Annotated in this window: 10 protein-coding genes; 8 read left to right on the plus strand and 2 right to left on the minus strand. The window is 61.1% G+C overall.

What is annotated here, in order from left to right; all coding sequences use genetic code 11:
- Window positions 1-333: 333 nt before the first annotated feature.
- Complete coding sequence (locus GX444_03545; GenBank protein ID NLH47660.1) at window positions 334-3,384, minus strand: DNA polymerase III subunit alpha; 3,051 nt, start codon at window positions 3,382-3,384, stop codon at window positions 334-336.
- Window positions 3,385-3,418: 34 nt separating this feature from the next.
- The gene (locus GX444_03550; protein NLH47661.1) at window positions 3,419-4,336 is read right to left on the minus strand and encodes a ribonuclease Z; all 918 of its coding nucleotides are present in this window, start codon (window positions 4,334-4,336) and stop codon (window positions 3,419-3,421) included.
- 359 nt (window positions 4,337-4,695) lie between these two features.
- Between GX444_03550 and gspF the strand changes: the two genes are divergently transcribed.
- From gspF to GX444_03590, 8 genes are all read left to right on the plus strand, one after another.
- Window positions 4,696-5,931: a type II secretion system inner membrane protein GspF gene (gspF, locus tag GX444_03555; protein ID NLH47662.1), complete on the plus strand. Its 1,236-nt coding sequence runs from the start codon at window positions 4,696-4,698 to the stop codon at window positions 5,929-5,931.
- Window positions 5,932-5,956: 25 nt separating this feature from the next.
- On the plus strand, window positions 5,957-6,418 hold the full coding sequence (gspG, locus tag GX444_03560) for a type II secretion system major pseudopilin GspG (protein ID NLH47663.1): 462 nt from the start codon (window positions 5,957-5,959) through the stop codon (window positions 6,416-6,418).
- A gap of 7 nt (window positions 6,419-6,425) precedes the next feature.
- The gene (locus tag GX444_03565) at window positions 6,426-6,992 is read left to right on the plus strand and encodes a prepilin-type N-terminal cleavage/methylation domain-containing protein (GenBank protein NLH47664.1); all 567 of its coding nucleotides are present in this window, start codon (window positions 6,426-6,428) and stop codon (window positions 6,990-6,992) included.
- The gene (locus GX444_03570) at window positions 6,989-7,498 is read left to right on the plus strand and encodes a prepilin-type N-terminal cleavage/methylation domain-containing protein (GenBank protein ID NLH47665.1); all 510 of its coding nucleotides are present in this window, start codon (window positions 6,989-6,991) and stop codon (window positions 7,496-7,498) included. Before GX444_03565 ends, GX444_03570 begins: the two co-directional genes overlap by 4 nt.
- Window positions 7,495-8,304, plus strand: coding sequence for a prepilin-type N-terminal cleavage/methylation domain-containing protein (locus GX444_03575; GenBank protein ID NLH47666.1), 810 nt, complete (start codon window positions 7,495-7,497; stop codon window positions 8,302-8,304). Before GX444_03570 ends, GX444_03575 begins: the two co-directional genes overlap by 4 nt.
- Complete coding sequence (gene gspK, locus GX444_03580) at window positions 8,304-9,455, plus strand: type II secretion system minor pseudopilin GspK (GenBank protein NLH47667.1); 1,152 nt, start codon at window positions 8,304-8,306, stop codon at window positions 9,453-9,455. The genes GX444_03575 and gspK overlap by 1 nt, the downstream gene beginning before the upstream one ends.
- A gap of 360 nt (window positions 9,456-9,815) precedes the next feature.
- Entirely contained in the window at window positions 9,816-10,397 is a 582-nt protein-coding gene (locus tag GX444_03585; GenBank protein NLH47668.1) for a hypothetical protein, read from the plus strand.
- Between the two features lie 518 nt (window positions 10,398-10,915).
- Window positions 10,916-11,053 (plus strand): hypothetical protein (locus GX444_03590; protein ID NLH47669.1); only part of this gene is annotated, 138 nt, incomplete at its 3' end.

Below are 11,053 nucleotides of genomic sequence, written 5' to 3' on the forward strand. Positions count from 1 at the left end.
AGGTGAAATCGCGGCTGCTAAGCCGCTCTTACACCAGTCAAGTCGCCGACGCGCAATTGTTATATTTACGCAAATCCACCGGCCCCAAGCTAAGCCGCTCCTACACCAGTCAAGTCGCTGGCGCTCCCGGTGTGGATTCCGGCTGGCGCACGGAATGACGACATAGTGCTTTTATTATCAGCTACCTTAAATCCCCTCTCCCCCGCGAAACGCGTGGGAGAGGGGTGGCGAAGCCGGGGTGAGGGATTTTTTTTTCGGCGCTCCCGGTGTGGATTCCGGCTGGCGCACGAAAAGACGGCGAGCGGTTTTTTCAGGGTCGGGCTTTGAGATGCCTCAACCCCCTTCGCCGACCGGCAGCGACGCGCGGCCGCGGGTCGCCAGCACCCGTTCGGCGGGTGGCGCGTCGCCCAGCAGGCGCACCCACTGGACGTTCAGGCTTACCGCGCCGAAGGATTCCTCCACCCGGCCGGTCAGCAGGTACGGGCGCGTGCGCGTCAGCAGGTGGCAGAACTTCGCGTAGGCTTTCGGGAAGAAAGTGGTTTCGTAAAGGGCGGTGGTGTCCTCGAACGAGACGAATTCCATCGGCTCGCCCTTTTTCGTGGCGACCGTCTTGCCGGTGACCAGCCAGCCGACGACCGTGACGGTCCGGCCGACGTGGCGCGACAGTTCGGCCGCGGGCACGTGCTTGAGGTGCGACAGTTCGGTCCGGTAGAGGTCGAGCGGATGGCGGCTGGCCAGAAAGCCGAGGGTTTCCACTTCCTGGCGCAACACATCGACTTCGTCGTAGGGCGGCGGGGTCGGCAGCGGCCCGGCCGGTTTTTCGGCGAAGAGCGACAGATTCGCCTGGCGGCGCGCCGGGGCCTCGCGGCCGTGGGCGTACCGCGCCAGCTCCCACATCAGCCGCGGGCGTTTTTCGAGCGTGTGCAGGCCGTCGAAGCAGCCGCCGCGAATCAGGATGCGCACCGCGGCGGGATCGAGCGGGCAGCGCGTCACGAAAGCGGCGAAATCCGCGAACGGCCCGCCCCGCCGGCGCTCGGCGAGGATCCGTTCCAGCGCCTTTGCCGGCAGTTCCCGCAGTTGCATCAGGCCGGCGCGGACCCAATCGCCCTGGCCGATCCACTCGCGCTCGCTTTCGTTGATGTCCGGGCCCAGCACCCTCAAGCCCAGGCGCCGGGCCTCGGAAACGTAGGCGAACGTGCCGTAGTACCCGCCCTGGTTGCTGATCACCGCGGCGATGAACGCCGCCGGGTAATGGGCCTTGAGGTGGGCGCTTTTGAACGACACCAGCGCGTACGAGGCCGAATGCGGCTTGCAGAAGCTGTACCCGGCGAAACTTTCGATCATCCGCCAGATTTTTTCGACCACCGCCGGGTCTTCGCCGCGCGCCAGCGCCCCCGCGAAGAAATCGCGCCGGTAATCCTCGAACTTCTTGCCGCTGCGCTTTTTCGACATCACCTTGCGCAGGCCGTCGGCCTTGGCCGCGTCGAAACCGGCGATGGTCATGCCGGCCTTCGCCACGTCTTCCTGGTAAACCATGATGCCGAAGGTTTCCGCCAGTTGGGCCTCGAGCGCCGGGTGCAGCGGCTCCCATCGGCCGCCGCGCAACCGCCGGACGTATTCGTCGATGTACTCGTTGGCGGCCGGGCGGATGATCGAGCTGTGCACGACCAGCCGCTCGTATTCGCCGGTGCCGCACTTGATCTGCAACTGCCGCATCGCCGGCGATTCGACGTAAAACACGCCGACCGAATCGCCCCGCGCCAGCAGATCCTTCGTCGCCGGATCGTCGAGCGGATTGAACGAGGCGTACGACAGGTGCACGTTCTCGCGCCGGGCGATCGACGCCAGCGCGTCGCGGATCACCGCCAGGCTGCGGTTGCCCAGGATGTCCATCTTGACCAGGCCCGCGTCCTCCGCCTGGTCCTTTTCCCATTGAATGATCGGCACGCCCTTGGGCGCGTCCTGCACCGGAACCACGCTATCGACCCCGCCCGGCACGATCACCACGCCACCCGGATGCACCGACAGATAGCGGGGATGCCCCTCCAACAGCGCAGCCAGGCCCAGGATTTCCGGCCATGGATCCTCCAGGCGCAGATCCTTGAACAGCGGGTGCTCACGGACGACCCGCGCGGCGTCGCGCGGTAGCCAGTAGCCGCTCATCCGGCCGGTGACGCGCCCGATCTCCTCGTCCGGCAGGCCGTACACCTTGGCGATCTCGCGCACCGCCGCCGCGCTGCGAAAGCCGATCTGGCTGGCCACCATCGCCACCCGGCCGACGCCGAAATGCTCCAGCACCCAGTGGATCACCTCGTCACGCTCGTCCCAGGCGAAATCGATGTCGATATCCGGCGGATCCTCGCGGCCCGGGTTGAGAAAGCGGTCGAAAAACAGATCGTGGCGCAGCGGATCGACGTGCGTGATGCCCAGCAGGTACGAGACGATGCTGGCGGCGGCGCTGCCCCGGCCGCAGGTCAGCGTGGCGCGACGGGCGATTTGCTCGGCGAGCAGAAACACCTCGGCGAAACCCTTGGGCTCGATGATCGCCATTTCGTAGTCGAGGCGGCGCCGGATCTCGTCGGTCAGCCGGCCGTAACGCCACGGCACGCGCGCCAGGCAGCGGGCGCGCAGCAACTCGGCCGCCTCGCCCGGTCGCCGCGCCCGGCCGGGAAAGATCGTCGCGCCCAGACCCGGATCGTGGCAGGCCCGCGCCGCCAGTCGCTCCGCCGCCTCCAAGGCTTCGGGGCAGAAGGCCAGCTTTTCGGCCGCCTCGCGCGACGACGGCAACAGGGCCTCCAACCCCGGGACCTCGTTCTCCGGCACGCGCGCCAGCGTGGTGTTGTTCGCGATCGCCCGCAGCAGCCGCATCACCCGGGGCTGCTCCGGATGCAGATACAACTGCGGCCAGGCGGCGACCGCCGGCACGCCGAGTTTTTTCGCCCGCTGGTAAAACGAAAATCCCGCCGGGCCGATCGCCGCGTAGGTTTCGGGCCGGTCGCGCAGGGCTTCCAGGAGCGCCGCCTCGTCGAGCAGCAACGCCACATCCGGCGGCAGCGCGCGCAAGGTGGAAACCAGATCGAACGCGGGATCGCGATGCAGGGCCGTGATCGCGCGGCACAACGCTTGATAGCCGGCGACCGACAGCGCGATCGCCGCGGCGCGCCGGCCGCCGTGGCGCAGTTCCGCGCCGATCACCAGCTCGATGCCCAGTTCCCGCGCCTCCTGCAGCGTCCAGATCAGGCCGTAAAAGCCGTTGACGTCCAGGATGCCGAGCCGGCGGTAACCGGCGGCCTTGGCGGCGGCCAGCAGCGCCTCGGGCGGCGCTACGCCGGTCAGCAGCGAAAAGCTGGATCGCGCCCACAGCGGGCAGAAAGCGAGGGACATGCGCCGCCCCTCCTCGTGGCGTCGGGGAAAATTTTCAGTCCGGCAGCGGGATTTCGTACCGTTCGAGCGTCCGGGCCAGTTCGACCCGGCCGCATACCTCGCGCGCCTCCGCCTCGAGCCGCGGCAGATCCTCGTTGCGGTAGCGCGGGCTGACGTGGACCAGCAGCGCCCTTTGGCAGCCGCTTCGGTCGACGATCTCCGCCGCCTGCCGGGCCGTCAGATGCTGCTTGGCCTCCGCCTCGGCCGCGTGTTCCTCGGTGAACATGCCCTCGATCAGCGCCAGGTCGGCGTCGCGCAGCAGTTCGACCGCGCCATCGCACGGCGCGGTGTCAGTGACGTATGCGAATTTACGGCCCCGGCGCGGCGGGCCCAACACGTCCTCGGGACAGATTTCGCGCCCGTCCAGCACGATGCCGTTGCCCCGCTGCAATTGCCCCCACAGCGGCCCCTCGGGAACGCCGAGGGCGCGCGCCTTGTCGATGTCGAACCGGCCCGGCCGCACGTTTTCGGTGTAGGAAAAACCGAGCGTCGGCGTGGTGTGGGCCAGCGGCAGATAGCGCAGCACGAAGCCCTCGCCGGGGATTTCCCCGCCCGTCGGTTCGAGGTCGCGGTAGCGCAATTCGTAATTGAGATAAAAGCGCAGCAGCCGGCGCGTCCCTTGAACGTAGCGCGTCACGTCGGGCAGGCCGAGAATTTCCACATCGTGGGCCGGTTCCGCCTGCGCCATCAGCATCAGCATTCCCGGAATGCCGGTCAGGTGGTCGGCATGGATGTGCGACAAGGCCAGGCGCACGAACCGGCCGATGCCGAAGCCGCTTTTTTTCAGCGGCACCTGCGTGCCCTCGCCGCAATCGAACAGGGTGGCGTCACCGTTGTGCAGGAGCACCGCGCTGGTCAGCCAGCGCCCCGGCATCGGCATCATGCCCCCCAAACCGAGAACCAGAACCTCCACGCCGGCCTCCATGGGATTTCGCTCTCTTCTCAACGATCCGGGTGCCCGTGTCAAGGGAAGAGGTTTTGAAGCTTTCACCTCCAATTGGGGGGATTGGTCACCGAAAGACAGCCACGATGGATCATTTTGGGCGGATACGGGAAACGCTCCCGGTCAGGCAAAAACTTCTTCCCCCCAAGCCGAATCAAGTCACGATAAAAATACCCGAATTCAGGCCTTGGTTTGCGCGCGGTCCTTGGGTAGAATCACCACGCCGGAAGACGGCGAAGAGCGGTGGTGTACGCGCGCCGGCTCCGGCGCGGGTTGAACGAAACCGCTTATTCCGGGGTCTGTCTATCCGGGTTACAGAAGGGGACACTGTGCCGGTTTACAGTTACACAGCGCTCAACAGCAAAGGCAAAAGCGTCAAGGGGATTCTCGACGCCGAGAACGCCAAGGCGGCCAAGGCGAAGCTTCGTCAGGATTCGCTTTTTCCTACCGATATCCGCGAGGTATCGGAGGAAAAGGCGATGCGCGGCAAGGGCTTGTCGATGGAAATCGACTTCAAGGCGATGCGCGGCAAGGTCAAGCTGCAAGACCTGGCGATGGCGGTGCGGCAGCTCGCCACCCTGACCGGCGCCGGCATTCCGCTGGTGTCGGCGCTCGGCGCCCTGAGCAATCAGGTTGAAGACGTGGTGCTGAAAAAGGCGCTCAGCCAGGTGCGGGAAAAGGTCAACGAAGGTTCCGGTTTCGCCAACGCGCTCAAGGACTTCCCGAAAATCTTCTCGCCGTTGTTCATCAACATGGTCAACGCCGGCGAAAATTCCGGCACGCTCGACCTCGTGCTGGGGCGGCTGGCCGACTTCACCGAATCCCAGGTCGAGATGCGCAACCGCATCCGCTCGGCGATGGTCTACCCCATCATGATGGCGATCATCGGTTCGGGCATCGTGGCCTACCTGGTCGCGTTCGTCATTCCGAAAATCAGTTTGATCTTCGAAGGCATGCACAAGGCGCTGCCGGCGGTGACCCTGGCCCTGCTGGGCTTCAGCCACTTCCTCGGCAGCTACTGGTACCTGATCCTGATCTTCCTGGGCGGGGTGACCTACCTCTTTCGACGCTGGAAAGCGACCGAGAAGGGCCATTTGCGCTTCGACCAGTTCATGCTGAAGGTGCCGATTTTCGGCGTCCTGGTGCTGAAAATCGCCGTCAGCCGCTTCACGCGCACCCTGGCCACGCTGCTGAAATCCGGCGTGCCGATCATGTCCGCCATGGAAATCGTCAAGAACGTCGTCGCCAACAAGGTGCTCGAGAAGGCGATCGAAACGGCGCGCGAAAACGTGAAGGAAGGCGAGGCGATCGGCAAGCCGCTCGAACGCAGCGGCGTGTTTCCGCCCGTGGTCATCCACATGATCACCGTCGGCGAACAGACGGGCGAGCTGGAAAACATGCTGTTCCGCGTGGCCGACGCCTACGACAGCGAAGTGCAGACGACCATCAACGGGCTGACCTCGATTTTCGAGCCGATCATGCTGCTGGTCATGGCCGGCTTCGTCGGCTTTACGGTCATTGCCATCATGCTGCCCATCATGGATATGACCTCCGGTTTGCATTGAACCGCTTGCCAAAGGAGAGCGAAGGATGAAAAAGAATACTCGGGATCGGGCGAGGCGCGACGTTGGGCGCGCGGTACGCGACAGTCGGGGCTTTACGCTACTCGAGGTCATGGTGGTGATCATCATCATCGGCACCATCGCGGGCCTGGTCGGCGTGAACGTGCTCAACCGGTTGGAGGAAAGCAAGATTCGCGCGGCGAAGATCCAGTTGGAAACCCTGCGCGACGCGCTGGACATGTTCAAGATGGACAACGGCTTCTACCCGGACACCGGCCAGGGCCTCAATGCCCTGGTGGCGCCGCCGGAAGGCGGCCGGACGGCCAACGGCTACCGTCCCGGCGGGTACCTGCGCGACAGCAAGGTGCCGTTCGATCCGTGGGGCCTGCCCTACAACTACATCTGCGACGACGGCTGGACCTTCCAGACCTGGTCGAGCGGCCCCGACGGCCGGCCGGGCACCGAAGACGACATCTTCCCGGGGTCGTAACACGATCATGCGCCAGCGCTCCGCCGGTTTCACGCTCCTGGAAATCATGGTGGTGATCATCATCATCGGCACGGTGATGGCGATCGCCATCCCGAAAATGAACGACCTGTTCGAGGTCAACCTGAAGAGCACGATCCGGAAACTGGCGGGCGCGATCCAATTCTGCTTCAACGAATCGGTCATCAAGCAAACGCCCCTGCGGCTGAACTTCGACCTGGTGACGGGCGAATACTGGCTGTCCTACCTGGCCGTCAACGGGCAGACCGGCGAGTTCGTCGACGCCCCCAACGAAATCATCGAACACGAACAACTGCCCAGCGGCGTCTTCATCAAGGACATGGCCACGCCGCACAGCCCGGAAAAGCGCACCGAAGGCGTCGACTTCATCTCGTTCTACCCGACCGGCTTCGCCGAAAAGGCCGTGTTGCACCTGGCCAGCCGCGACGGCCGCGTCTTCACCCTGGTCGTCAAGTCGATGACCGGCCGCTTGACGGTTTACGACCGTGAAATCGACTTCGTCGATCTCGGCCCGCAGGTGGGCGGCACCTCCTCCGAAGGCGACATGGGGCTATGAACCACCGACACCGCCGGCGGCGCGCGCGCGGCTTCACGCTCCTCGAGGTGATGGTGGCCATGGCCATCCTCGCCACGACCATGGTCGTGCTGCTCGAAAACCACGGCTCGTCGCTGCGCCTCTCGGAACGCAGCCGCAACGTCTCCATCGCCATCAATCTCGCCAAGGACCTGATGACCGACCTGGAAATCAAGGGCTGGCCGGAACTCGGCAGCGAGCAGGGCAATTTCGAGGAAACCTATCCGGGCCTGTACCCGAACTTCCGCTGGGAGCGCGTCGTCGAGGAAAACGCCTTCTGGTCGTACATCCGCGAATGCACCGTCCGCGTTTTCTGGGCCGAGGGGCCGGCCGAGCAGAAGGTCGAGATCCTGCAGTTCATCGCCGCGATGGACGCCGAGGAACAGCAGATCGCCAACGAGGAATCGAGCGGCGGCGACGACGACACGACCGGCAAGAGCGGCGGCACGTCGAGCGGCGGCACCACGGGCGGCACGAGCAGCAAATGAAACGTTACCCCGCCGGTTTTACGCTGCTCGAAGTGATGATCGCCATGCTGATCATCAGCATCATCGTCGGCCTGATCTACGGCGCCTTCTCGGGCACCGCCGATTCCAAGGAAGAGGTGGAGGCGGGCAACGACATCTACCAGCAGGCCCGCTGGGCGCTGGACAAAATGGAAACCGACCTGTCCTCGTCGTTCGTGTCCAAAAACAAAAATTCGCACTCCATCTTCTACTCGGTGACGCACCAGGGCGCGAACGGCCTGGCCGCCGACGAAATGACCTTCACCACCTTCGACCATGTGAAGTACAACCAGCAGGCCCGCGAGAGCGATCAGGCCGAGGTATCCTACTTCATCATGGAAAACCCGGAAACCGGGGTGATGACCCTCTACCGGCGCGAGGATCCGACGCTCGACGACGACCCGCTGACCGGCGGCGAGTTCGACGAGCTGGTCGACAACGTCCAGGCCTTCGACCTGCGTTTTTACGACGGCACCGAGTGGGTCGAGGAGTGGGACACGCGCGATTATTCGCAGGACACGACGACCGCCGAAACCGAGGTGGAAGACCAGGAAGAAGGCATGGTCAACACCCTGCCGATCGCGGTGGAGGTGCGGCTGCTGGTCGCCGGCCCGCGCGACTCCCAGATCGCGTTCATGACCAAGATCCGCATCGTGCTTTCGACGATCGACTTGAACATTTTCGACTCCGAGGGCGGCACGGAAGGGACGAGCAGCGATTCCGGCTCGGGCAAGTCCGATTCCGGCGGCACGACGGGTTCAACCAGTTCGGGGACATCGAGCGACTGATGAAGAACCTTTTACGCCGAATTGGCACCGGCCGCCGCGGCATCGCGATGATCATCGTGCTGATGGTCGTCACGGTGCTGACGGTGCTGATTCTCGATTTGCATCAGTCGGTCCGCATTCATTTCTACATCGCGACCAACCTGGTGGACGGCATCAAGGCCTCCTACCTGGTGCGCAGCGGCGTGCAGGTGGCGGCCGGCGCCCTACTCAACGACATCCAGGACAACAACGTCGATCACTGGCACGAGGACTGGTACGACTTTCTCGGCAAGCTGGGCATGCCCGGCATCCCCATCTCCAACGACGAAACCCTGCTGATGCAGATCAACGACGAGTCGGGCCGCTTCAACCTCAACAACCTGATCGGCCGTACCGGCTCGGCCAACGTCAAGAACGTCGAAATCCTCGCCAACCTGCTCCAGAACGAGGAACTCGATCCGCAGATCGCCAACGCCATCGCCGACTACATCGACGCCGACGAGGAAACCATCGACGGCAACGGCATGGAAAACTCGGTGTACGGCTACGACGCGATGACCGACGCGCCGAAAGCGAAAAACACGCGCTTCGATTCGATCCAGGAAGTGCGACTGGTGGCCGGCGTCACCGACGACGTCTGGGCCAAGATCGAACCCCTGGTGACGATCTACGGCGACCCGAAAATGAACCTCAACACCGTCAGCGTGAAGGTGATGAAGGCGGTGATTAAAACGGTCGATCCCAACGCCGACCCCGCCGTCGCCGACAAGATCGACCAGTGGCGCAAGACCTCGGCCGCCGGCGAAGGCGACAACGCGTTCGCCGCGCTGACCAGCGGCGAAGGCAACTACTTCAAACCGAAGGAAATGCTCAAAATCCTCACCGGCGACCTCGGCATGGAACCCAAGCTCGCCGCCGGCTTCGTCCGCTACTTCGGCGTGACCAGCCACTTCTTCCGCGTCGACACCACGGCTCTGGTGCGCGGCGTCCAGAAAAACGCCGTCGGCATCATCTTCCGCATGAAGAAAAAATCGCGCATCATCTACTACCGCGTCGCCCCGGGCGTCAGTGCCGTCAACATGGAGGGCAACGCCCTCGACAGCTCCGAGACCACCCCGGGCGCCATGCCCGCCATCGGCGCCTCCGCCGGCGTCGGCACGACCACGCAATAAAACGGAGCCCTATTTATACTTTGTACCGACGATAAATTATTCCTTGCCTCTTCCAATAATTCCTGATATTTTCATTATTGCAACTTAGGAAACCTCGTTCATGGGTGAAGCGATGTCTTTTACGCGAAGCGAAGGGCTCTTTTTGATCGAGCATGTTTGAAAGGCGTTTCGCTGTGGATTTCGGCTTGTGCCCGGAATGACGGCGGCAAGGTCATCCTGAGCGTCGAGGTTGTCATCCCGAGCGTTGAGTTTGTCATCCTGAGCGTCAGCGAAGGATCTTTCCTTGTCGTGAGCAGATTCTTCGGCCAAGGGCCTCGGAATGACGATCCTCCGAGGTAAGGCGGCATCGTGGAGGACAAAATGAAAACGATTCTTGTCCTAGCCTTATTGGTCGTTTTTACCCCCATGATTTTTTCCTGCGCAGAAAATGAAAACGCGTCTGACGACAACAACGACGAAACGAATGACGATGATTCGGTAGTGGATGACGATTCAGCAAATGACGATGATGATCAAAGCAATGCCGATCTAGGCGATCATCCGACTTATCCGGAAACAAATCTAGAATTCGTAGGAGTGAATTTTTTCTATAGGGAAAGTCCTGTTTATCCATGGGATGATGGCTTTTACGATGCGAATTTCTATCATTACGCAAAACAAAAATGGCAGTTGAAGTACCAGATAAGTGCCGACAATACGGATTTTATCAAACAGATATGGGGGCCAAGTACGAACGAAGTATTTGCCATCGGCAGCACAAAAGGTTTGTTTATGAGTACTCCTCTAATCCTGTTTTATCATGATGGTGAGTGGGAGGATATCTCTTTATTTTATCCTTCTACAGAAATTGTTGGCGTTGGCGGCACCTCGAGCGACAATGTTTATTTCGTAGCGAATGTGGATAAGAATATTGATCCGGATATTACGGATTTGGATCATTAGATCATTTATCATTATGATGGACAAAACATTGAAAAAATCCTTGTTGGTGAAAGCGGTAAAACACTAAAAGGATTATGGGTTGACGAATCCGGCGAAGTATTCATGGCAGGTAACCAATGGTCACCAAAGTCAGGTGGAAACATATTACTTCTTCATTATTACCAAAATATCTGGAACGAAATAATATTAAATAATGACAACAAATGCATTATAACAAAAATATGGGGATTGCCACAGAATAATATATATATTGGTGGATATAAAAAACAAATAGAAATTGGGACCCTTGCATAATGTACTATAATGGAAATGATATCTACAATTTTAATATTCCAGACATGTCTGAATTGTCGGGTCTGGCAGTTGAGGTGAAAAAAATATTTGCGTCTGAAGACGATGTTTATTTTGCTTTATCAAGCCAAGAAGTACTTATAAAAATATATTTATATAATGAGGGGAATTTTATTGACATTAATTTTCCATTACATTTGGATGATTACACTTATGGCCTCGAGGACATGTGGGTTTCCCCCGGCGGCGATGTCTACGTCGTCGGCCCATACAAGGGCGTCATGCATTACGACGGCGAGACGTGGACAAGGATTCCCGGGCCGTGGTTGTGGAAGATTTACGGCTTCGCCGATCAGGGCACCGCG

This window comes from Myxococcales bacterium (genome assembly GCA_012517325.1).
Classification (GTDB): Bacteria; Lernaellota; Lernaellaia; order Lernaellales; family Lernaellaceae; genus JAAYVF01.

Bases quoted from the DNA above. Each gene is read 5' to 3' on its own strand.
- GX444_03545 (NLH47660.1), bottom strand. From the start codon at position 3,384: ATGTCCCTCGCTTTCTGCCCGCTGTGGGCGCGATCCAGCTTTTCGCTG.
- gspG (NLH47663.1), top strand. From the start codon at position 5,957: ATGAAAAAGAATACTCGGGATCGGGCGAGGCGCGACGTTGGGCGCGCG.
- GX444_03565 (NLH47664.1), top strand. From the start codon at position 6,426: ATGCGCCAGCGCTCCGCCGGTTTCACGCTCCTGGAAATCATGGTGGTG.
- GX444_03570 (NLH47665.1), top strand. From the start codon at position 6,989: ATGAACCACCGACACCGCCGGCGGCGCGCGCGCGGCTTCACGCTCCTC.
- GX444_03575 (NLH47666.1), top strand. From the start codon at position 7,495: ATGAAACGTTACCCCGCCGGTTTTACGCTGCTCGAAGTGATGATCGCC.
- gspK (NLH47667.1), top strand. From the start codon at position 8,304: ATGAAGAACCTTTTACGCCGAATTGGCACCGGCCGCCGCGGCATCGCG.
- GX444_03585 (NLH47668.1), top strand. From the start codon at position 9,816: ATGAAAACGATTCTTGTCCTAGCCTTATTGGTCGTTTTTACCCCCATG.